At 59.1% G+C, this 21,277-nt stretch carries 20 protein-coding genes; 14 read left to right on the forward strand and 6 right to left on the reverse strand.

Annotated elements, in window-relative coordinates; all coding sequences use genetic code 11:
* Window positions 1-6 precede the first annotated feature (6 nt).
* On the forward strand, window positions 7-945 hold the full coding sequence (locus tag AR456_RS15095) for a 2-hydroxyacid dehydrogenase (protein ID WP_021818515.1): 939 nt from the start codon (window positions 7-9) through the stop codon (window positions 943-945).
* Window positions 946-1,055: 110 nt separating this feature from the next.
* Here AR456_RS15095 and yghU read toward each other — a convergent pair whose 3' ends face one another.
* The 4 genes from yghU to AR456_RS15115 form a co-directional block, all read right to left on the reverse strand.
* Window positions 1,056-1,919 carry a glutathione-dependent disulfide-bond oxidoreductase gene (yghU, locus tag AR456_RS15100; protein WP_021818514.1) on the reverse strand — a complete coding sequence of 288 codons (864 nt, stop codon included), beginning with the start codon at window positions 1,917-1,919 and terminating at the stop codon, window positions 1,056-1,058.
* 33 nt (window positions 1,920-1,952) lie between these two features.
* Complete coding sequence (locus tag AR456_RS15105; protein WP_021818513.1) at window positions 1,953-3,068, reverse strand: alkene reductase; 1,116 nt, start codon at window positions 3,066-3,068, stop codon at window positions 1,953-1,955.
* A gap of 192 nt (window positions 3,069-3,260) precedes the next feature.
* Window positions 3,261-3,848, reverse strand: coding sequence for a TetR/AcrR family transcriptional regulator (locus AR456_RS15110; RefSeq protein WP_021818512.1), 588 nt, complete (start codon window positions 3,846-3,848; stop codon window positions 3,261-3,263).
* A gap of 218 nt (window positions 3,849-4,066) precedes the next feature.
* Window positions 4,067-4,624 (reverse strand): DJ-1/PfpI family protein, encoded by a 558-nt coding sequence (locus AR456_RS15115; protein WP_021818511.1) that lies wholly within the window; start codon window positions 4,622-4,624, stop codon window positions 4,067-4,069.
* A gap of 266 nt (window positions 4,625-4,890) precedes the next feature.
* Here AR456_RS15115 and AR456_RS15120 point away from each other — a divergent pair, with 266 nt between their 5' ends.
* From AR456_RS15120 to AR456_RS15145, 6 genes are all read left to right on the forward strand, one after another.
* Entirely contained in the window at window positions 4,891-5,580 is a 690-nt protein-coding gene (locus tag AR456_RS15120) for a hypothetical protein (RefSeq protein WP_021818510.1), read from the forward strand.
* Window positions 5,581-5,837: 257 nt separating this feature from the next.
* Complete coding sequence (locus AR456_RS15125) at window positions 5,838-6,764, forward strand: LysO family transporter (protein WP_021818509.1); 927 nt, start codon at window positions 5,838-5,840, stop codon at window positions 6,762-6,764.
* 106 nt (window positions 6,765-6,870) lie between these two features.
* The gene (locus tag AR456_RS15130) at window positions 6,871-7,929 is read left to right on the forward strand and encodes a LacI family DNA-binding transcriptional regulator (protein ID WP_021818508.1); all 1,059 of its coding nucleotides are present in this window, start codon (window positions 6,871-6,873) and stop codon (window positions 7,927-7,929) included.
* A 180-nt stretch (window positions 7,930-8,109) separates the two neighbouring features.
* Window positions 8,110-9,549 carry an ATP-binding protein gene (locus AR456_RS15135; RefSeq protein WP_021818507.1) on the forward strand — a complete coding sequence of 480 codons (1,440 nt, stop codon included), beginning with the start codon at window positions 8,110-8,112 and terminating at the stop codon, window positions 9,547-9,549.
* Complete coding sequence (locus AR456_RS15140) at window positions 9,546-10,250, forward strand: response regulator (protein ID WP_021818506.1); 705 nt, start codon at window positions 9,546-9,548, stop codon at window positions 10,248-10,250. The genes AR456_RS15135 and AR456_RS15140 overlap by 4 nt, the downstream gene beginning before the upstream one ends.
* A 28-nt stretch (window positions 10,251-10,278) precedes the next feature.
* On the forward strand, window positions 10,279-11,118 hold the full coding sequence (locus AR456_RS15145) for an AraC family transcriptional regulator (RefSeq protein WP_021818505.1): 840 nt from the start codon (window positions 10,279-10,281) through the stop codon (window positions 11,116-11,118).
* Between the two features lie 9 nt (window positions 11,119-11,127).
* Here the strand turns inward: AR456_RS15145 and AR456_RS15150 are convergent, their stop codons facing one another.
* Complete coding sequence (locus AR456_RS15150) at window positions 11,128-11,721, reverse strand: LysE family translocator (RefSeq protein ID WP_021818504.1); 594 nt, start codon at window positions 11,719-11,721, stop codon at window positions 11,128-11,130.
* A gap of 203 nt (window positions 11,722-11,924) precedes the next feature.
* Here AR456_RS15150 and AR456_RS15155 point away from each other — a divergent pair, with 203 nt between their 5' ends.
* The 5 genes from AR456_RS15155 to hutC all read left to right on the forward strand — a co-directional run bounded on the left by AR456_RS15155 (window position 11,925) and on the right by hutC (window position 17,165).
* Window positions 11,925-12,530 carry a hypothetical protein gene (locus AR456_RS15155; RefSeq protein ID WP_021818503.1) on the forward strand — a complete coding sequence of 202 codons (606 nt, stop codon included), beginning with the start codon at window positions 11,925-11,927 and terminating at the stop codon, window positions 12,528-12,530.
* 184 nt (window positions 12,531-12,714) lie between these two features.
* Entirely contained in the window at window positions 12,715-13,311 is a 597-nt protein-coding gene (locus tag AR456_RS15160; RefSeq protein WP_021818502.1) for a hypothetical protein, read from the forward strand.
* A 481-nt stretch (window positions 13,312-13,792) separates the two neighbouring features.
* Complete coding sequence (gene betT, locus AR456_RS15165) at window positions 13,793-15,838, forward strand: choline BCCT transporter BetT (protein ID WP_021818501.1); 2,046 nt, start codon at window positions 13,793-13,795, stop codon at window positions 15,836-15,838.
* Between the two features lie 166 nt (window positions 15,839-16,004).
* Window positions 16,005-16,361, forward strand: a complete 357-nt coding sequence (locus AR456_RS15170) for a DOPA 4,5-dioxygenase family protein (protein WP_021818500.1) — start codon at window positions 16,005-16,007, stop codon at window positions 16,359-16,361.
* A gap of 90 nt (window positions 16,362-16,451) precedes the next feature.
* A complete protein-coding gene (hutC, locus tag AR456_RS15175; RefSeq protein ID WP_021818499.1) occupies window positions 16,452-17,165 on the forward strand; it encodes a histidine utilization repressor in 714 nt (237 codons plus the stop codon).
* Between the two features lie 237 nt (window positions 17,166-17,402).
* Here hutC and AR456_RS15180 read toward each other — a convergent pair whose 3' ends face one another.
* Window positions 17,403-18,719, reverse strand: coding sequence for a YjiH family protein (locus AR456_RS15180; protein ID WP_021818498.1), 1,317 nt, complete (start codon window positions 18,717-18,719; stop codon window positions 17,403-17,405).
* A gap of 330 nt (window positions 18,720-19,049) precedes the next feature.
* On the opposite strand from AR456_RS15180, the gene hutI reads away from it, so the two are divergent.
* Together hutI and hutG are read left to right on the forward strand one after the other, a co-directional pair.
* Window positions 19,050-20,270, forward strand: a complete 1,221-nt coding sequence (hutI, locus tag AR456_RS15185; RefSeq protein ID WP_021818497.1) for an imidazolonepropionase — start codon at window positions 19,050-19,052, stop codon at window positions 20,268-20,270.
* Between the two features lie 29 nt (window positions 20,271-20,299).
* Window positions 20,300-21,223 (forward strand): formimidoylglutamase, encoded by a 924-nt coding sequence (hutG, locus tag AR456_RS15190; protein WP_021818496.1) that lies wholly within the window; start codon window positions 20,300-20,302, stop codon window positions 21,221-21,223.
* Window positions 21,224-21,277 lie beyond the last annotated feature (54 nt).

Here is a 21,277-nt window from a genome sequence, read left to right on the forward strand (position 1 = left end):
GTGACCATGCGAATTCTGGTGCATATCAGTAATGCCGAGAGCTGGCGGGATGAGATGGCGCGCCGTCTGCCTCAGGCCGAGATCAAGACCAGCCAGCAAGCCTCTCCGGAATGGCGCGCCGGCGTAGATTACCTGGCGGCCTGGAAGCCGGACGAGGCGCTGTTGCGTGAATGCAGTGGCCTCAAGGCCATTCTCAATCTCGGCGCTGGCGTGGACGCCCTGCTGGCCAACCCGGCCCTGCCTGCCAATGTGCCGATCATCAAGTTGCGCGATGCCGGCATGGCCACCTTGATCGCCGACTACGTCCACTATGCGCTGCTGCACTTCCAACGCGACTTTGATCGTTATGCGCAGTTGCAACGTCAGCGTCGCTGGCAGCCTCATGAAGTCGTGGACAAGAGCGAGTGGGGGGTTGGCGTGCTGGGTCTGGGGGCCATAGGCACCAGCGTGGCCCAACACATTGCCGAGGAAGGTTTTCCGGTCTACGGCTGGAGCCGTTCACCGAAACAGGTGGCGGGCATTGAATGTCATCATGGTGATGACGGCCTGGAGTTTGTTCTGCGTCATAGCACCAGCCTGGTGCTGCTGCTTCCGGACACGCCTGCCACACACCAGTTGATGAATGCCGAGCGCCTCGCGCTACTGCCTCAAGGTGCCAGCCTGATCAACCCCGGCCGTGGAACGCTGATCGACGAAGCCTCCCTGCTTGAGGCACTGGGCGATGACAACCAGCCCGGACGCCTGCGTGGCGCCGTCCTCGATGCCTTCCCCGTGGAACCACTCAGCGAAACCAGTCCGCTGTGGAGCCATCCACGGATCATCGTTACACCGCATATGGCCGGCCCTACTCCCCTCCATGAGGCGCTCGATCAGGTTGTCACCAGCATCGAAGCCCTGGAAGCGGGAGAACCGGTGGAAAGCATCGACCGCCAGGCCGGTTATTGAGGGCATCAGTCACCTGAGAGCGTTCCCGGAACGCAACAGGCTGTCACAGGATTGCCTGTGACAGCCTGGTCGGAACCGACGAATCGCCGGTGACGATTCGGCTCAGCAGATCAAGTCAGCTTGTCCTGCGTGCGCGTCTTGAAATCAGCGGCATCATGACGTTCATGCAATTGCTCGGACAACTCACCAGAGGTGCGGTTGACCATCCTCCCCCGCTGCACCGCCGGACGTGCGGCCAGGGCCTCGGCCCAACGCCTGACGTTGGTGTACTCATGCGCGGACAGAAACTCGGCAGCATCGTACTGGTTATTGATTACCAGACCGCCATACCAGGGGAAGATCGCCATATCGGCAATGCTGTACTCATCGCCCGCGATAAATTCGCGCTCGGCCAACTGACGGTCGAGCACATCCAACTGCCGTTTGGTCTCCATCGTGTAACGATTGATCGGATACTCATACTTCTCCGGGGCATAGGCATAGAAATGCCCAAAGCCACCGCCAACGAATGGCGCCGAGCCCATCTGCCAGAACAGCCAGTTCATCACCTCTGTGCGCGCACTCACGTCCCTGGGCAGGAAGGCCCCGAACTTCTCGGCGAGGTAGAACAGAATCGAGCCGGACTCGAAAATCCGCAGTGGTTTATCGCCACTATGATCGGACAGCGCAGGAATCTTGGAGTTGGGGTTGATGTCCACAAACCCACTGCCGAACTGGTCGCCATCACCGATACGAATCAACCAGGCATCGTACTCGGCCCCCTTGTGACCAAGCGCCAACAGCTCCTCGAGCATGATGGTCACCTTGACGCCATTGGGCGTACCCAGCGAGTAGAGTTGCAGTGGATGCTGGCCTACCGGTAGTTCACGCTCATGCGTCGCTCCAGCGACTGGACGATTGATGCTGGCAAACTGACCGCCACTGGCACCCTCCCATGTCCATACACGAGGTGGCTGATAGGTGTCATTGCTCATCGAGATCTCCATGCCTCAGGGTTGTAAATGGCGTTATGACTGCTGCTCTGCAAGAGCAGGGTAATCCGTGTAGCCGTGCTCGTCGCCACCATAGAAGGTAGATGGCTGCGGTTCGTTGAGCGCGGCGCCCTGGCGCAACCGCTGTGGTAGGTCAGGATTGGCAATGAACGGGCGACCGAAACTTACCAGGTCGGCCTTGCCCGCACGAATCCGCGTTCGAGCTTCCTCGGCGTCATAGCGCCCGTTGGCAACATACACTGCCGAGAACGCTGCTCGAATGGCGTCGATAATCTCTTCCGGTCGACCATTGGCATGATTGCCCTGGAAGGAGTCTTCGACGACTTCGAGATAGCCGATGCCGATATCATCCAGTTCCGCCGCGAGGGCTGCAAAAGTCTCCTGCGGATGGTCATCGTACATGGCATTGAAACTGCCGGTGGGGCTGATGCGCACACCAACTCGCTCTGGGCCCCAGATATCCACGACAGCCTGCACGACTTCCAATGGCAGGCGCAAACGGTTCTCGAGGCTGCCGCCGTAGGCGTCACTACGCACATTACTGCCGGACTTGATGAACTGGTCCAGTAGATAGCCATTGGCGGCATGTATCTGAACACCATCGAAGCCGGCCTCACGCGCATTGATCGCCGCCTGCCGATACTGTTCGATGATGCCGGGGATCTCGTCGCTCTCCAGCGCTCTGGGAGTGGGAATTTCCAGCATGCCTGAGTCCTTGCTGACAAAGGTCTGGGCACCTTCCGGTTTGATGGCCGAAGGCGCTACAGGAAGTTCCCCATTCGGTTGCAGGGCTGGGTGGGAGATCCGACCGACATGCCACATCTGCAGTTGAATTCGGCCGCCGGCCTCATGTACCGCCTCGGTAACCGCACGCCATCCGGCAATCTGCTCAGGACTATGAATGCCCGGCGTAAAAGCATATCCCTTGCCCTGAGGCGAAATCTGGGTTGCCTCACTGATGATCAGTCCAGCCCCTGCACGCTGCCGGTAGTACTCGACGTTCATGGCCTGAGGAACGTCGCCTGGCTGCGCTGACCTCGAACGGGTCAGCGGTGACATCAGGATACGATTGGGCAGTTCCAGGCCACCGATCTTCAAAGGGGTAAATAGCGGATCCAGTTGTTCCGTCATGGTTCATGATTCCCTGGCTGTAGGGTGGATGTCGGCAAGCGTCTGTATTCCACTAGCCGCAAGTTACCGCTTCATGCTTATATGCTCTAGACTATATATAGACCAGTCTACTAGTAGAAGTGCAAATCAATCACCACTATCGAGTCGATAGGCAATACCGCCAACGCGCTGGAGAAAGCCTTGCCCATGAAATCAGGAGGGTTTGAGACAAGCCATCAGCGTCTGTTCAAACTCGTACATAGGCCGACAATCCTTGACTGTCTTGGCCCGCAATAGAGCGCCCTGCCACCCAGCCATGGCAAAGGCTGCCAATGCTTCTGCGTCGAGGTCGTGACGAATGCTACCTTCGGCCTGCCCGTCCTTGAGACAATCGGCCAGGTAGCCCTCCCAGCGCTGGAAGATCCGAGCCAATGCATCACGCAGCGCATCACTGCGCGAAGACATCTCCTGGCCCAGATTACCGATCAGACAACCGCGTGAATGGTCACAACGCTGCATATCGGTACGCGATGTGTTCAACCAGGCACACAACCGCTCCACAGCTGGCCGTGAAGGATCCTTGAGCATGGCGGACATCTGCTGATCACTTTCTTCGGCAAAGGCCTCAATGACCGCCAGGCCAAAGGCTTCCTTGCTGGCGAAGTAGTGATAGAACGAGCCTTTGGGCACCCCCGCATCCTTGAGCACCGCATTGATGCCCGTCGCGTTGTAGCCCTGCTCGGAGATGATGGTCTTGCCGACCTGAATCAACAGGTCACGCGTTGGAGAGGTATGAGTCATGGACAATAGACTAGACCAGTCGGTTAGTAACCACAAGCGCCATGTACCCCCATGGGCGTCCTGCCCATGGGGGGCAGCGAGCATCGAGCTGCGGGGTTACTTACAGCTTATAACTTACCGCTTACAGCTCGAGCTGCTCGTAGCTCGTAGCTCGTAGCTCGTAGCTCGTAGCTCGTAGCTCGTAGCTCGTAGCTCGTAGCTCGTAGCAGGCCGCCAACCTACAGCAGTTGGTTGAACTGCCTCAGCCACTCGGGGTGCGCCGGCCACGCCGGGGCCGTTACGTAGTGGCCACTGGTCACGGCATCGGTCACCTCAAGGTCAACGAACTCCCCACCCGCCAGATGAACTTCGGGGGCACAAGCGGGATAGGCTGACACGCGATAACCATCAAGGCGCACTGCGGCAGCCAACAGCTGAGCACCGTGACAGATGGCAGCAACGGGCTTCTTGCCGTCGACAAAGTGACGCACGATCTCGAGCACTCGCTCATCAAGACGCAGGTACTCAGGAGCACGGCCGCCGGGGATCACCAGGCCGTCATAATCGGCCAGAGTGATATCCGCAAAGGTCTCATTGAGCGTGAAGTTGTGACCAGGCTTTTCCGAGTACGTCTGATCACCCTCGAAATCATGAATCGCCGTCTTGACCGTATCGCCTTCGCGCTTGTCCGGACAAACAGCATCTACGCTGTGGCCCATGGCCTGAAGTGCCTGGAACGGCACCATCACCTCGTAGTCTTCTACGAAGTCGCCTGCAATCAACAGTAATCTTGCCATGTCGTCGAACTCCTCGGTTTGGGATAAAAACGTAGGGCTCTCTGAAACATCACGGTCGCTTCATACGACTCTGTGCTCATGCTGTGTTGCAGCGTACCCGTTGTCTACTGGCCTCGCCATGGTCTTGTCTCAGTTCTTTGCTACTCCGGGCAAGCAACACTATAGCCCCCTGCTTACGCACCTACAGGGGAACCTTTCCCATCGCTCGGCATCCGAGTGTCATTGAATGACTTCCCCGCTACCCTGTTTGACGGAGTCTGCTGCCCATGCCCTCAACCAGGCACTTCCTGTCGTCCATGCTGTCACGAGTAGGTATTGCGCGATTGGCTATATTCGGTCTGTTGTCGTTACTGGCACTGACGGGGACGGCATATGCCAGCTCGCCTCAGGCCTTTGATGCTCGCTACCACCTGGCTGTCGATGGGTGGCCGGATGCGACCATCAAACATCGTGTCTCACGCGAGGGAGGCCATTGGCTAAGCGAAATGCACTCCAGCGTCGCTATCGCTGGAGGCAACGAGAGCGCACGTTTCATCGAAGATGGCGACCAACTTCGCGCGCTGAGCTACCGCAGCAACTACAGCATGCTCGGTGTCGGCAAGAGCTATCAACTCAACCGCGACCAGTTGGCTCACAAACCCGACCGCCAGACTGCGCTGATCAGCCTGTCCCGCCAGGTACAGGAGGGTCGCTGCGAAAACGACTGCACGGTACGCTTCGTGGACTACAAGGGACGCGACGAAGTACTCGACTGGCGCCGCGTCGATGATACAAGTGTCCAGGTTGATGGCCAGACGGTGCAAGCCCCCACTATCGAACTACAGAATCCAGACAAGACGGATCGCCACATGGTCGTGAGTTTCCACCCCGACATTCCAGGCCTGTTGCTGCGTCTCGATTTCTACAAGCACGGCGAACAAGTGAGCCAGCTGAGCCTTTCTCGGTTGCAACTCTAGCCCTCATTCAGCCCGCCGGTACTCATGCCCCTGAATCAGTCCAGCCCGGACGAAACCTTGCTGACGCTCGATGCCATGCCTTGGTCGGACTCGACGTTTCGACCGGACTCGACGTTTCGACCAGACACAAGGTTTCAACCTGGTACGATGGTCCTGTTGCTGAACGACTAAAACTGCATACAATCATGACCTTTCTGATCTGACCGCCTCACTGGGGGCGGTCAGTCGCTTCTGTGGTCGAGAAAGGATGCTCCCCCATGTTCAGCGGTCTTCTGATCGTGCTACTGCCGCTCGTGCTCGGTTATCTGGTACCAGTGCACAACAGCCGAGTCATGGGCTGGATAAATCGCGGCGTCAACCTTTCCATCTACATCATTCTGATGTTGATGGGCATGTCTCTAGCGGGGCTTCCTGACCTTGCTACGCAGTTATCACGCATGGGTGGTCAGGCGCTGATGCTGTTCACGGTCATTACCCTTTGCAATCTGGCGGCATTGAGTTGGCTATCACGGCGTCTACGCCTGGACCTCGGCACACCGCATATCGTGCGTAATGCTCCGACCAGCAAGTTTGCCGCGCTCGCGGGATCGTTGTCGCTGGTAGGCGTCGTCTTCGCGGGCCTGGCTCTGGGTCTGGTAACAGCAAACTTCATCGGTGAAAGCCTGTTTGTCAGCGCCGAACACCTGGCCGAATGGGTGCTGTACCTGCTGCTGGCTCTGATCGGCTGCCAACTGCGCAACTCGGGCATGCCGCTCAAACAGATTCTACTCAACCGCTACGGGCTGTTCATTGCGGTCACCCTTGCCTTGAGCTCGCTGTTGGGTGGCCTGATCGCAGCCCCACTACTGGACCTGCACTGGAACGAAGGCCTGGCCATGGCCGCCGGTTTCGGTTGGTACTCGCTGTCCGGCATCTTGATTGGTGACCACCTCGGACCGCTGCTGGGAGGCGTCGCCTTCTTCAATGACCTGACACGTGAACTGTTGGCCTTCGTGCTGATTCCACTGTTGATCCGGCGAATGGCTCCACTCGCCATAGGTTACGGTGGTGCCACCTCCATGGACTTTACCCTACCCGTCATCCAGCAGCATGGCGGTGTATCCTGTGTGCCGATTGCTGTAGTCAGTGGTTTCCTGCTGTCATTGCTGTCACCACCACTGATCCTGTTTCTGCTATCACTGTGATCGGCCTTGAGCCCCCAGCCTCCGGTCTCGCATCGAGGTCTGGGGGGATACTGACAGGCCGACACGCAATCCGTATGCTGACCTCATCCCCGAACGGATTACTGCTGTGACTCCATCCAACCGGCGTATCACGCTCAAGGACCTCGCTCGCGAACTAGGCGTTTCCACGGCAAGTGTCTCCAACGCGTTCAATCGCCCTGACCAGCTTTCCCGAGAGCTACGCCAGCATATTCTCAGTGAAGCCCGCCGCATGGGGTACCATGGCCCTGATGCACGTGCGCGTACGCTGCGTACCGGACGCTCCCAGATCATTGCTGTGGTGTTGGCCGAGACCTTGACCTACAGCCTCAATGACGCGGTATCCAGCGAACTGTTGACCGGCATCACCGAGGTGCTTGATGCCCACGGTCATACCCTGTTGCTGCTGTCAGCCGGACGCCAGCCGGCCGTCCGTCAAATGCCCGCATCGTCCAGCATGGCGGATGGCTTCATCGTCTACGGCTTGATGCCTGGCGACAGTCTGATCGGTGAATTGCCCTCTCACCGCCCGCTGGTGGCGGTAGACTTTCATATCAACGGCCAGCCCACCGTGCATATCGACAATGAACCAGCCTCTTTCGCGATAACTCGTCATGCCCTGCATCAGGCGCCGAAAAGGGTCGGTATTATCTGCCTGCGCCTGGCCACTACCACGGTCAATGGTCGCCTCACTGCAGAGCATGAATGGCTCAGTGTCCAGAGCACCATTACCCGTTCGCGTCTCGACGGCTATTTCCGGGCCCTGGAAGAATACGGACTGAGTCGCGATGACATCCCACTGTGGAACATCGAGGAGAACATCCATGCGGTCTGCGCCCCGGTCATCGAAGAGATTCTCGACCTGCCAGCGGAGCAACGTCCCGACCTGCTGCTGTGCATGTCCGACCGCATTGCCCTGACTGCCCTGACTCTCGCAGAACAGCGCGGAATTCGAGTCCCCGAGGACCTTCGACTGACGGGGTTCGACGGCATTGAGGAGGGGCAGTACCGTGCACCACGCCTGACGACAGTACGTCAGGACAGTATCGAGAAGGGACGCATGGCAGCGCGTATGGTCCTGGGGCTCGACACGCCCCATGACCGCCTGCTGCAGACCAATCTGTTGATTGGTGAAACCTGCCCCTGAACCGGCCCCTTGCGACACCTGCACAAAGATTTCACCATTTCTGCCGCTTTTCACCACACAGAGATGGCATTCTGAGGGCATGAATTCGACGCAGTGGGCGATTCCCCTCGTAATGCACCTCGAAGCGGGCCGGCTCTACCCGGCGTCGATTGAACGACCTATTGTGGAGTCTCCCCTTTCATGTCTGCGAAACGTCTGCTGCAGCCTGCCTTTTCCCGGCTTGGTCTCAAGCTCTTCGCCATTATTCTGGTGGTCAACGTAGCCATCGCCGGGCTGGTATTTGTAGCGATTTCGCGCAGTCTTGATCAAGGCTTTATCGAATATCTCGACCACGCCCAGACCCAGCGCGCCGAAACGCTGGCCGAAGGCCTCGGTGAAGCCTGGTCTCGGCGTCAGGATTGGCAATGGCTACGCCAATCACCACGTGCCTGGCACCACCTGGTGCGCCGTCAGCTGTGGCCGACCGACAACCTGCCCCCTCTCAGTATCGAAGGCAATCTTGGTGATCCCCGCGACTTCGTACTTCACGATGCCAATGGCCTGCCGGTGATCGGCCTGCCTCCCAACGATGACGACATGGCCGCTGAGCTGCGCTGGCTACCCGTCATGAGTGAGGGCGTCCAGGTCGGAAAGCTCGGTTATCGACCTCCGGAACAACTGATGGCGCGCATGGATCGATTGTTTCTGAACCAGCAGCGACGCAATCTGACGATCATCGTGGGCGCTCTCGCCCTGGCGTCACTATTGCTGGCGACTGCCCTTTCCTGGTGGCTGGGGCGACGTGCACGCGGCATGGCCATGGCCACGCGCCGCCTGACCGAAGGCGACTACAGCACGCGTCTTCCCGAACGCGGCCGCGACGAACTGTCCAGCTTGTCACATGACTTCAATGTACTGGCCGAAACCCTGGAGACCAGTCGCGAAGCTCGTACACGTTGGGTATCGGATATTGCCCATGAGCTGCGTACACCCCTGGCGGTGCTTCGTGGTGAGATCGAGGCCATGCAGGATGGTATTCGCTCTCTGAATCAGGACAACCTGCACTCCCTGGCTCAGGAGGTAGGCCAACTGGAGCGTCTGGTGGGCGACTTGCGCCTGCTGTCGCAGAGCGACGCCGGGGCCCTCGAGGTACAACTCGCGCCGCTGGACCTGAGCGACAGTCTGGCGACACGACTCGAGGAAGCCCGTGGCTGGTTGGATGACCATGGTCTACAACTTGAATACGATCTGCAGGGCCCAGCCTGGATACGCGGTGATATGCAACGCCTGCGCCAGTTATGGAATAACCTGCTCGACAACACCTGCGCTTATACCCAGGCACCGGGCAAGGTCAAAGTCAGTTTGACTCGCAGTGCCACAGACTGGGTTCTACGCCTGGAGGACAGCGCCCCAGGCGTGCCGGTCTCCGAATTGCCGCGCCTTACCGAACGCCTGTATCGTGTCGAAGGTTCACGCAGCCGCGCCAGCGGTGGTAGTGGCCTGGGGCTGTCGATTGCCACCGCCCTGGCTCGCGCTCACGATGCCGACATGCAGCCCACCCAATCGGCACTGGGTGGGATATGCTGGACGCTGCGTTTCCCTGCGCTACCCGCGCACCTGCAGCTTGAGGAAGAGCAATGACCGATGTGCCCAACGCCAGCGACCAGATTCTGATCGTCGAAGACGAGCCCAAGATTGCTCGGCTGGTTGCCGACTACCTGAATGGCAGCGGCTACCCGACACACCATATCGACAATGGTGACCAGGTCATTACCTGGTTGAGCGAAACCGAACAGCGGCCACAGCTGGTGCTGCTTGATCTGATGCTGCCCGGCACCGACGGCCTGACGCTGTGCCGCGAGATTCGTCAGCGCTGGCCACGTATTGCGATCATCATGCTGACCGCCCGGGTCGAGGAAGTCGACCGCCTGTTGGGTCTGGAACTGGGTGCCGACGACTATATCTGCAAGCCATTCAGCCCCCGAGAGGTCGTGGCCAGAGCCAAGGCCGTACTGCGTCGCAGCCAGGCTCAGGACAACAGCATTCCGGGGCATGATCTGCTACTCGATGAAAATGGTTGGCGCGCCCTCGCCGATGGCCAGGATCTGGGCCTTACCGCAGTGGAGTTTCAACTGCTCAAGGTGATGATGCAGTCACCGGGACGCATCTTTGCCCGCGAGCAACTCATGGATCATATGTATCGTGACCATCGTATCGTCTCGGAGCGTACCGTCGATAGCCATATCAAGAAGCTGCGCAAGAAGATCGCGGATATCTGGCCAGAGCGCGAAATCATCCGCTCGGTCTATGGTGTAGGCTACAAGTACCAGCCGGAAGAATAGGCTCACAAGATAGCCCCGCGAGGCCCGCATGGCCCATAGCCAGCCCCACCACCCTGCATCGAGGTTTCTGCGCGATCCACGCCTGCCCTGGCTTGAAATTCGTCGCGTGAGGGCTGGCAATGCCTTCAGTCATGGCATGCATAGCCACGACTGCCATTCCTTTGGTGCCATCCTCTCGGGACATTCCGAGTATCGCAACGGCACACACAGTACCGACGTTGGACGTGGTGACACCGTCATCATCAATGTCGAGGATCGCCACGCCTGCAACAGCCGGTCGGATGCCGCCTGGTCATACGATATGATCTATCTCGACAGCCATTGGCTGGCGGAGCGCTGTTCCGCCGCCACAGGTGCTGCCAACATCGATATACCAATGTTCAGCGCTGGAACCAGTGCCGATCCTCGCCTGCACAGCGCACTGGTGAAGCTGGCCGATGCGCTGGATTCTCCGTCCGTCACTCGACTCGAATGCGAGAGTCACGCCGAGACCCTCTGCGGTCTGTTGCACGATAGTCTCCACCCTCTCCCATTACCCGACGTACCTCCCGAGCGCCTCGAGAGAGTCATGGAGTTCATGGCCAGTGAGTGGCAACGCGATCTGAGCCTTCAGGAGCTGTGTCACGTCGCCGACTGCGGTCCCACCAGTTTGATCGCCGCCTTTCGCCATCACTACGGCCTGACGCCTCATGCCGCGCTGGTTGATCTACGCGTGCGCCAGGCTCGCCAACGCCTGCGTCGCGGACTGGCAATTGCCGATGTCGCCCAGGACTGCGGTTTTGCTGATCAGGCCCACTTGCAACGCACCTTCAAACGGCTGCTTGCCACCACACCCGCACACTACCAGGGACGTCGCTTGCGCCCCTGAAACTGCCTGCTATGCCAGACCCAGCAACACCGCACTCATCATCAGCAATATCGCCAGAACGCGATTCATCCACAGCTGCTGTGGTGCCGATCTCAGCCAGCGACTCATATGCCCGCCGACCAGCGCCCAGACGCTGATCGACGCCAGGCAGATCATCCCCCACAGCAGCGCATAGCCCGTGACACCAAACGTGCTACCGGCATCCACGAACATGCCCATGCCTGCTGCCGATGCCAACCAGGCTTTGGGATTCAACCACTGCATCAAGGCTCCGGTCAGCGCACCGGAGGGTCGCACGCTACTATCTATCTCCAACTCTGCCGACGCCGTCAGCAACCGCACGGCCAACCACAGCAGAAAGACCACCCCTGCCATTCGGACCAGAGTGCGCAGCCAGGGCAATACCTGCCAGACCTCACTCAAGCCCATGCCGATCAACCACAGCAACAGGGTAAATCCACTGCTGGCCCCAACCACCAACGGCATGGCACTCCGCCAACCAAAGCGAACGCCAGTGGACAACACCAACAGGTTGACCGGCCCGGGAGAGATCGACGCAACCAGGGCAAAGGACGACATCGACAGCAGCACACTCGCAGACATGGGGTCACTCCATTCATCAGGGAATCAGGAGTGTGAGGCACCACGCAGTTGGTTTATTGAACAGAATTTCAGTCGCATGGATCGCCGTGACTTGCGAGGTCTCTGCACATTCGCTGCATAGGGTTTGCACGACACCAGCCGATAGTGGAATGCGTCAAATGAAAGCACCACTCACTGGTGCACCAATAACGAAGGAGACATGAATGACGACATCATTCACCCGCAAGGCACTGATCCCCACCATCCTGACCGCTGTTCTGCTGCCGGTATCAATGGGCGCGCTGGCTGGCGAGAAGGCCGCAATGGAAGATCACGCATCCAACCACGCTGGCCCACACCATGAACAACGCGATGAGTTGTTCGATCGCGCAGGCATCGACGACGCCACTCGTGAAGCACTGCACCAGGCCGAAATCAGCCATCACGATGCCATCAAGCAGGTCAATACCGATTACCGCGAGCAACGCCAGCAGATCCTCGGCGAAGACGGCATGGCGGCACTCAAGCAGGCCGGAGACGAACTGCGAGAAGAGCGGGTAACCGCGCTGATGGACGAGTGGCAGCTGTCTGACGATGACCGAGCTAAACTCCAGCAAACACGCGAGGGTTTCCACGACAGCGTACAGGCGCTGCGTGCCCGCGATTTCGAGAGCCGTGAAGCTCGCCGCCAGGCATGGGACGAATTGCGCACCAGTACTCATGCCGCATTGGTCGAAGTGCTGAGTGAAGAGCAGATCAAGGAACTGCGTCATACCATGATGCCGGGCCGCGACGGTGGTCACCATGGCCACCATTCGCATCGCGCCTGATTCGGCTTGCCCCGGATCATCTGTCCTTCTGGAACATGACCTTCCATACCCCATCGCAGCCAACTTGTTGTCTTTCTGCACATTCGCTGCATGGGGTTTGCACAGCTGAGACGGATACTGGATGGCATCAGGGGCAAGTCAGCCCCGCGCGGCTCTCAGTCGCGATTGCTGAAGGAGATAGCCAATGAAATTTCCCTTTACCCGTAAAGCACTGATCCCTGCTGTTGTGAGCGCCATGCTGCTGCCGATGTCTCTGAGCGCAGTGGCCGGCGACCACCCGCAGCACCACGGTTCCTGGCAGGAAAAGCGTACCGAACTGTTTGATCGTGCCGATATCGATGTCGATCAGCGCGAGCAACTCGACCAGGCCCGTACCGAATACCAGCAAGCGTTGGAAGAACTCAGCGCCGACTATGCGCAACAGCGCCAGGACATTCTCGGCGAGGACGGTATCGCGGCCCTCAAGCAGGCCATCCACGATATCCGCGAAGAGCGTATCACCACCCTGATGGACGAGTGGCAGCTCTCCGACGAGGACCGCGCCAGCCTTCAGCAGACCCGCGAAGACTTCCGCAGTAACATGAAGTCATTGGCCGACCAGCAATTCGATAGCGATGAAGACCGTCACCAAGCCTGGAAAGAGCTACACACCAATACCCATGACTCCCTGGCCGAGGTATTGAGCGAAGAGCAGATTCAGGAACTTACCCACGCCTTGATGCCACGTGGTCCACGCTTCGGCGGCGATCATGACATGAATGAGGCAGATCCTTCCTCCTGACCCTTCCTTTCCCGTCAGTGGTAATACATGCCCGGCTTTGCCGGGCATTTTCATTTCCTCTCAACTCTCACCAGTCAACGCTCCCCGCTCCTCTGGCGCCCCATTCAGTTCACTCCCTCCACCTCATTTCGCAGCCTGTGGTTGAAGCTGCGTTTGTGACTCACCTTGCAACCTCTCGAACGACTCTGTATTTTATTGAACGTCCAATTAACAAAAAACGCTGTTGAGTCCCCCGACGAAACAGCACGAGACCCGTCGCAAGGGTCGAGCCGAGTCACGACGAGAAACGCCCAATCGCTGTGCAGTGCGCAATGACAGGGACAGCACTCACCCGCCGGATCATCATCTGGTAGTGGACAGGTAAGTATCAGCAACCACAGCGCCAGCACGGCTGGATTGATGGCAATGGTCACTGCGGCACAGCACGGATCACTGCCTGGCGACTCGCGTACTCACTTCACTCATTCAAGGGAGTTCGTGCATGCCCCATCTCGATGATGCTGCAACACCCCGCGATCGCCTGCATCCGATCGTGTTCCACGGTTCAATGATCGGTATCGTGGTCTTTCTCATTTACACCATGACGTTTACCGAACAGGCCGGAGCGTTCTTCAGTGCTGGCCTGTCCTGGGTCAACGAGACCTTTGGTTGGTACTACATGCTTGCGGCAGTGGCCTACCTGGTGTTTGTCGTGGTGATCAGTCTGTCCCGGGTCGGCAACATACGTCTCGGCCCGGATGATTCTCGCCCTGAGTTCTCTACCCTATCCTGGGCATCCATGCTGTTCGCTGCCGGTATCGGTATCGACCTGCTGTTCTTCTGTGTTGCCGAGCCTCTTTCGCACTACCTGGCACCGCCGGATCTGGCTCCAGAAAGCCATGCGGCCCTACGCCAGGCAGTGCCACAGACGTTCCTGCACTGGGGACTGACCGGCTGGGGGATGTATGTACTGATGGGCATGGCGCTGGCCTACTTCAGCTACCGTCATCGCCTGCCGCTGGCGATTCGCAGCGCGCTCTACCCGCTGCTGGGACGTCGTATCTACGGACCGATCGGGAATGCGGTGGATATCACCGCGGTAATCTCAACGGTGTTCGGTATCGCCACCAGCCTCGGTATCGGCGTTATTCAGCTCAATTACGGGCTGAACTTCATGTTCGGCATTTCGGAGAGCATCTCGACTCAGGTGATCCTGATCGTGCTGGTAGTGATTCTGGCCACCATCTCGGTCGTCACCGGCGTGGAGAAAGGCATTCGCCGTCTGTCCGAGTTCAACATGCTGCTTGCCGCCTGCCTGCTGGTGTTTGTGCTCTTCCAGGGCCATACCCTGACACTGCTCAACGGCCTGGTCCTGAATATCGGCGACTACCTGTCCGGCTTTCTGTTCAAGAGCTTTGACACCTATGCCTTCGCCGGGGATGAGGCCCAGCAGTGGAAAGGCTGGTGGACCATTTTCTTCTGGGGTTGGTGGATTGCCTGGACGCCCTTTGTCGGCCTGTTCCTCGCACGTATCTCTCGTGGGCGCACGATTCGTCAGTTCGCCATGGGCGCACTGCTGATTCCGCTCGCCTTCATGATGGCGTGGATGTCGATCTTCGGTAATTCCGGTATCGACATGGTAACCAGTGGCCTGACCGAGCTGGGCGAACAGGCTCTGAATACGCCGCAGACCACGATCTATACCTTCCTCGAACAATATCCCTACATCGGTATCACCGCTTCGGTGGTGACCCTGCTGGGCGTAGTGTTCTTCGTCACTTCGGCAGACTCCGGTGCACTGGTACTGGCCAACTTCACCTCGATCCTGAGCGACGTAAACCACGATGCACCCATTCCGCTGCGCATCCTGTGGTCTGCGGTGATCGGTCTTACCACCATTGCGCTCCTGATGGCTGGCGGACTGAGCGCACTGCAGAGTGCCGTCGTCATCACCGCCCTGCCATTCTCACTGGTGATGTTCGCGATCATGTTCGGCCTGACACGAGCCCTGCGCACCGAGAAAGACAAGGCCGACGCGCGCCGTCTGGTCGCAGCAACCGGGGATGCCGGAAACTGGAAGGAGCGTCTCGACCATGCATTGGACACCTCCAATCGAGCGGGCGCCTCAGCCACCATCGAACATGCCCTGCGTCCAGCCCTGCAACAGTTCGCTGAAGAGCTGAGACAACGTGGACAGACCGCTTCTCTGAGCGAGGAGCAGATCGACGACGAACCGCTGCCACGTCTGACGCTACAGGTGGACTTCGAGGAAGTGCAGAGCTTCGTCTACCAGGTGCGCCCGCACCGCATGCGTACTCCGAGCTTCCTGCCGGTGGATGATGACTACTACCTACGCCTCGATGTGCATCTGGCAGAAGGTAGTCTGGGGCAGAACCTCAATGGCTATAGCCGCGGTCAGGTGATTGATGATGTGCTCGGCGAGTACGAGCGTCATCTGCAGTTCCTCGCCCTTACTCGCGCGGATGGCACTCCGGCTCCGGCCATGCCTGGCAGCATCGGTGAGCCGCCGGAAAGCGCCACGATGTAAACGACAAGGTCTTTATCAGACCATGAAAACCAACGGCGGCCCTGGGGCCGCCGTTGTCATGTCGGGCACTCCAGGCAAACCCAGGCTCTTCTCCGCCGGAACGATATATCGTCGAACCAACGAGATGTGCATACTGGAACGCAACCTCCCGCGCATGAGTCGAGCCATGTCCAACGTCCGCACCATTCGCTATTACCACGCCCATCTCTATTACCACGACGAACAGAGTCTCGAGCAGGCCCATCGGCTGGCCGCAGAGTGTGCAGAACGCTTCGAGGTTCGCGTCGGTCGCTTCCATCGGCAACCGGTAGGGCCGCATCCATGCTGGAGTTGCCAACTGTCCTTTGCGCCACAGAGTTTCGGCGACATTGTGCCCTGGCTAGCGATTCATCGTGGTGATCTGGATATCTTCGTCCACCTCGGCACCGATGATGACCTTTTCGACCATACTCAGGGAGTGATCTGGCTGGGCCGCAGTCATCCTCTGAAGTTGGAGCAGTTTCGACAGCACCGACAGGGCTGATGTCTTGAGTTGCTGCTGATGGTTGGGATGTCGGCAGCTGATGCAACGCGTAGACTATCAATCTCCATTGGAACGGATACCTCGACACTCATGGGCAGCACCCTTCCCCGCTATCTACAGATTCAGCAGCACCTGCTGGAAAAGATCCACAATGGCGACTGGGCGCCGGGATATCAGATTCCCCCCGAGGAACGCCTGGCGGAAGAGTTTGGCGTCAGCCGCATGACCGCCAACAAGGCGATTCGCGACCTGGTTCAGCAAGGCTACCTGTCTCGCCACCCGGGTGTTGGCACCTTTGTCACAGATAGCAAGGCGGAGTCGTCACTGGTAGAAGTCCACAATATTGCCGAGGAAGTGAAGGCGCGCGGCCACGATTACACCAGTGAGGTGCTGATCGCCGAGGCCCGCAAGGCCGATGATGAGGTGTCGATGCGCATGGGCGTACGTCTCGGCACCAGCGTCTTCCATACGCTGATCGTCCACCGCGAGAACGGAGTGCCGATCCAACTGGAAGATCGTTATGTCGATCCTCGTCAGGTGCCTCACTACCTGGATACCGACTTCGCTGTCCAGACTCCCAACGAAGTACTGGTCGCGGCCTGCCCGATCAGCGATGTCGAACATGTCGTCGAGGCCGTTGCCGCCGATGATTTCATTGCCGACCATCTCGACATCCGCAGTGGCCAACCCTGCCTGCGCCTGATACGCCGCACCTGGTCCGGCGACAGGTTGATCAGTTATGCACGCCTCGTGCATCCCGGAGATCGCTACAAGCTGCGTTCATCACTACATACTGAACGCTAAAGCCAGGCAAGCACTGCTTGAATGCCTCTACGGCTGAATCGCTACGTTTATCGCCACCATGGTAGCTACCCGGCGGCCATCCTGAAGGATGTTCTCTCCACTTCGAGTCTGCGCTCCGAGCATCTTACGTTTGAGCACGTTCGTCGATTTACACCGCGCCTCGCCAGGCAAATGCCTGAACTACCTGCACCGGTGCGCAGATAGTCCAGAGAAAAACAGCGTTGAAGAGTCAGACGGCTACATCAGCGCCTGCACCAGATACCCGGCCGGCACTGCCAGCAATAGTGACAAGGCAACACGCAGGAACCAGATGACCAGGATGCGCCCGATCGACAAGGGAATCCGCGTCGCCATGATGCAGGGGATCGAGGCGGAGAAGAACAATATCGCCGAGACCGACACCACTCCGGCGGCAAAGCGCGCCACAAACTCGGCATCGGCCATCAACAACGCCGGCAGGAACATCTCGGCAAGACCCGATGCCGCCGCCTGCGCCAGACTGGCGGGATCATCCAGGCCCCAGATGGCGACGAAGGGATAGAACAACCAGCCAAGCCAGTCGAACAACGGTGTGTATTTGGCGATGAGTAGCCCGATCAGGCCCACCGACATGATGGTTGGCAGAATACTGATCGCCATCACCAGACCTTCGCGGAAATTCAGCCATACACTAGCGACGAGGCTGGGCGCCTCTTCCGCTGCCTTGACCCCCACTCGCCAGGCCGTCTGCAGGCGCTTGCCGGAATCCGCTACGGGCTCCTGATCAGTGGCGCTGTCATCGATCCTCGAGATCGGCGGCAAGCGCACGGTAATCGCGGTGACCAGGAAGGTGATCAATAGCGTCAGCCAGAAATACAGGTTCCATACCGGCATCAGATCCAGCGTGCGTGCGACGATGATCATGAACGTCGCCGAAACCGTCGAGAACCCGGTGGCAATCACCGCGGCCTCTCGCGCCGAATACTGTCCCGCCACATAGACTCGGTTGGTGATCAACAGACCAATCGAGTAACTGCCGACGAAGGATGCCACTGCATCGATCGCGCTACGTCCCGGAGTACGCCAGATGGGTCGCATCACCGGTTGCACCAGCACGCCGATCAATTCCAGTAAACCAAAGCTGATCAGCAATGCCAGAAAGATCGCACCGATGGGCACGATCAGCCCCACCGGAATCACCAGTTTGCCGAACAGGAACGGCAGCATATCCGGCTCATGCAGAGCAGCAGGCCCCCAGCCCGTCAGCGCCATCAGCGCAGCCGCCACCCCAAGCACCTTGAACACCAGAAAGACCCGTTCAGTGGTGCTGTCACGCCAACGTCCGCTGATCAACGGATAGAGCGCGCCAGCCACGATCAAGGCCAGCGCATAGAAGCCGCTGGCCTCTCCCAACAGACCACGCACCGCGCCGACCATGTGATCCAGTGGAATGGTGGTCTTGCCACCGAGGGTGATGGGGACGAAGAAGATCAGGATGCCCAGCACACTGGGAATCAGAAGTTTGAGAATAGTCGCGACGGAAGGAGACGCCGAGGTTTCGGAGGAAGAGTGCATGAATTGCCTCCCATGGGATGGCAGTTGTGATTGTCATGGCCCATTGATGCTGCCTGGCCACAGTATTTGTATATACATAAATATGCCACATCCATACTCATCACGAAGGGAAAACCGCTACAACTTTGGTCTATAACCAGCGTTTTCTCAACTTGATATTCTTTCGAAAACAATGAACAAATACTTTAATTTCAATTGGATAACAAATTCTATCCGCTGAAATTCTCTAGTATGCCAAATGTTCCTCCGGGGATGACAACGCGTCCATCCTGCGCTAGCTTATTTGTATATACATTTAGGTTTCACTCTCGATCCCCGGAGCACAGACTGATGTCTTCCGAGACCACAACACCTTCCACATCGTTGGTATGGCGTGACATGACCGTCTTCGACGGCCTCGAGACACTGCCAGAGTCCATGGCAGTCGTAGTCAGCGACGGACACATCCGTCAACTGACGCCCATGTCCCGTTTCGATACTTCGGACCTCGATCAGTATCACGATATGGGCAGTGGCGGAGTGATGACGCCAGGCCTGGTCGACTGCCATACCCACCTGGTGTTCGGTGGCAGCCGTGCCGATGAGTACGAGGCACGACTGGAAGGCGTCAGCTATGAAGAGATCGCCCGCCGTGGTGGCGGCATTCTCAGTACCGTCAACGCCACTCGCGAGGCCCGTGAAGACGAGCTCTACGCCGCGGCACGGCCTCGCCTCGAAGCCTTGATGGCCGATGGCGTGACCTGTGTCGAGATCAAGTCCGGCTATGGTCTCGATGTCGATAATGAACTCAAGATGCTGCGTGTGGCACGTCGCCTCGGCGCCGATCTCCCGGTGCGGGTCGTAACGACGTTGCTCGGCGCTCATGCCTTACCGCCGGAATACCGCGATGACAGCGATGGCTACATCGACCTGGTATGTGACGAGATGATTCCGCGTGCCGCCGCCGAGGGGTTGGCCGATGCGGTGGACGTATTCTGCGAGAAGATTGCCTTTTCAGTGGCGCAGTGCGAACGCGTCTTCCATGCCGCCATCAAGCACGGCCTGCCGATCAAGGCCCATGCCGAACAATTGTCGAACCTCGGCGGTACGGCCATGGCGGCGGAGCTCGGCGCACTGTCCGCCGACCATATCGAGTATCTCGATCAGCACGGCATCAATGCCATGCGCAAGTCCGGTAGCGTTGCGGTGATTCTACCTGGCGCTTTCCTGACCCTGCGCGAGACGCAGAAACCACCGATTGCCGAGCTACGTGCAGCTGGCGTGCCAATGGCTGTGGCAACCGATGCCAATCCCGGCAGCTCACCACTGTTCATGCCGACACTGATGCTCAACCTCGCCTGCACGCTGTTCCAGCTCACTCCGCGCGAGGCACTTTCCGGCATGACCGCACACGCCGCCAGTGCATTGGGTATGAAGGAAGTCGGCCGCCTGTATGAGGGCGCCCCCGCCGACCTCTGCGTATGGGATATCACCACGCCTGCCGAGCTGGCCTATGCCGTGCAACCGGGTCGCCTGCGCCAACGCCTCTTCAAGGGAGACGTGAACTCATGAGTCAACGCCAATCCCCGAGGACCATTGATATGTCCCTGTGGCAGGGACGCACCGACCCTGAACCCGATAGTGATCGCTGGCACCAGCGTGTGCGTGCCCTTGCCGCGGACGCCAAGCCCGGTGTGGCATTGATCGGCTTCGCCTGTGATGCCGGCGTGGCTCGCAACAAGGGCCGCATCGGTGCCGCCGGTGGTCCGGCTGTCATTCGGCGCGCCCTCGCCCCATTGGCCTGGCATCGTCACGGCCCGGCCCACGATGCCGGTGATGTGCGCTGTCAGGGCGATGCACTGGAAGATGCCCAGCATGAGCTGGCTACTCGCCTTGCGGAACTGCTCAATGCGGGCCACAAGCCGCTGGTGATGGGCGGTGGCCATGAAGTGGCATTCGCCAGTTGGTCGGGGTTGGCGCGCCACCTTGCCGACCGAGAGACAAGACCCCGCATTGGCATCATCAACCTCGACGCCCATTTCGATTTACGCGATCCGAGCCAGGGGCATTCCTCAGGCACGCCCTTTGCGCAGATCGCAGACAGTTGCGAGCAACGCGGCTGGCCCTTCCGCTACGCCTGCCTGGGTGTCAGCCGTGCGGCCAACACTCGCGCACTGTTCCAGCGCGCCGAGTCACTCGGTGTGCTGGTGCACGAGGATCGTGATTTCACGCCCCCACGCTGCGAAGCCGTGGCTCGCGAGCTGGGGCGCTTCATCTCACGCTGCGACCACCTCTATCTGACCATTGATCTCGATGTGTTCCCCGCCGCCGAAGCACCCGGCGTCAGTGCTCCAGCGGCACGCGGCGTGTCTCTCGCGCAGTTGGAGCCACTGATCGAGATCATTCGCGATAGCGGCAAGCTGCGGCTGGCCGACATCGCTGAACTCAACCCCGAGTTCGACCAGGACAACCGCACCGCCAGGCTGGCAGCGCGCCTCATCCACCTGCTGACCGTCAACGGCTGATCGCGCCGACCTGGCTCTCCATTAACAACCCGATTCGTCATCCCCCTTACGAGG

The sequence above is a fragment of the Halomonas huangheensis genome (assembly GCF_001431725.1).
Classification (GTDB): Bacteria; Pseudomonadota; Gammaproteobacteria; order Pseudomonadales; family Halomonadaceae; genus Halomonas; species Halomonas huangheensis.

Excerpts from the sequence above, each read along its gene's own strand:
- AR456_RS15095 (WP_021818515.1), top strand. The coding sequence starts at position 7 with ATGCGAATTCTGGTGCATATCAGTAATGCCGAGAGCTGGCGGGATGAG.
- yghU (WP_021818514.1), bottom strand. The coding sequence starts at position 1,919 with ATGAGCAATGACACCTATCAGCCACCTCGTGTATGGACATGGGAGGGT.
- AR456_RS15105 (WP_021818513.1), bottom strand. The coding sequence starts at position 3,068 with ATGACGGAACAACTGGATCCGCTATTTACCCCTTTGAAGATCGGTGGC.
- AR456_RS15110 (WP_021818512.1), bottom strand. The coding sequence starts at position 3,848 with ATGACTCATACCTCTCCAACGCGTGACCTGTTGATTCAGGTCGGCAAG.
- AR456_RS15115 (WP_021818511.1), bottom strand. The coding sequence starts at position 4,624 with ATGGCAAGATTACTGTTGATTGCAGGCGACTTCGTAGAAGACTACGAG.
- AR456_RS15120 (WP_021818510.1), top strand. The coding sequence starts at position 4,891 with ATGCCCTCAACCAGGCACTTCCTGTCGTCCATGCTGTCACGAGTAGGT.
- AR456_RS15125 (WP_021818509.1), top strand. The coding sequence starts at position 5,838 with ATGTTCAGCGGTCTTCTGATCGTGCTACTGCCGCTCGTGCTCGGTTAT.
- AR456_RS15135 (WP_021818507.1), top strand. The coding sequence starts at position 8,110 with ATGTCTGCGAAACGTCTGCTGCAGCCTGCCTTTTCCCGGCTTGGTCTC.
- AR456_RS15140 (WP_021818506.1), top strand. The coding sequence starts at position 9,546 with ATGACCGATGTGCCCAACGCCAGCGACCAGATTCTGATCGTCGAAGAC.
- AR456_RS15145 (WP_021818505.1), top strand. The coding sequence starts at position 10,279 with ATGGCCCATAGCCAGCCCCACCACCCTGCATCGAGGTTTCTGCGCGAT.
- AR456_RS15150 (WP_021818504.1), bottom strand. The coding sequence starts at position 11,721 with ATGTCTGCGAGTGTGCTGCTGTCGATGTCGTCCTTTGCCCTGGTTGCG.
- AR456_RS15155 (WP_021818503.1), top strand. The coding sequence starts at position 11,925 with ATGACGACATCATTCACCCGCAAGGCACTGATCCCCACCATCCTGACC.
- AR456_RS15160 (WP_021818502.1), top strand. The coding sequence starts at position 12,715 with ATGAAATTTCCCTTTACCCGTAAAGCACTGATCCCTGCTGTTGTGAGC.
- betT (WP_021818501.1), top strand. The coding sequence starts at position 13,793 with ATGCCCCATCTCGATGATGCTGCAACACCCCGCGATCGCCTGCATCCG.
- AR456_RS15170 (WP_021818500.1), top strand. The coding sequence starts at position 16,005 with ATGTCCAACGTCCGCACCATTCGCTATTACCACGCCCATCTCTATTAC.
- hutC (WP_021818499.1), top strand. The coding sequence starts at position 16,452 with ATGGGCAGCACCCTTCCCCGCTATCTACAGATTCAGCAGCACCTGCTG.
- AR456_RS15180 (WP_021818498.1), bottom strand. The coding sequence starts at position 18,719 with ATGCACTCTTCCTCCGAAACCTCGGCGTCTCCTTCCGTCGCGACTATT.
- hutI (WP_021818497.1), top strand. The coding sequence starts at position 19,050 with ATGTCTTCCGAGACCACAACACCTTCCACATCGTTGGTATGGCGTGAC.
- hutG (WP_021818496.1), top strand. The coding sequence starts at position 20,300 with ATGTCCCTGTGGCAGGGACGCACCGACCCTGAACCCGATAGTGATCGC.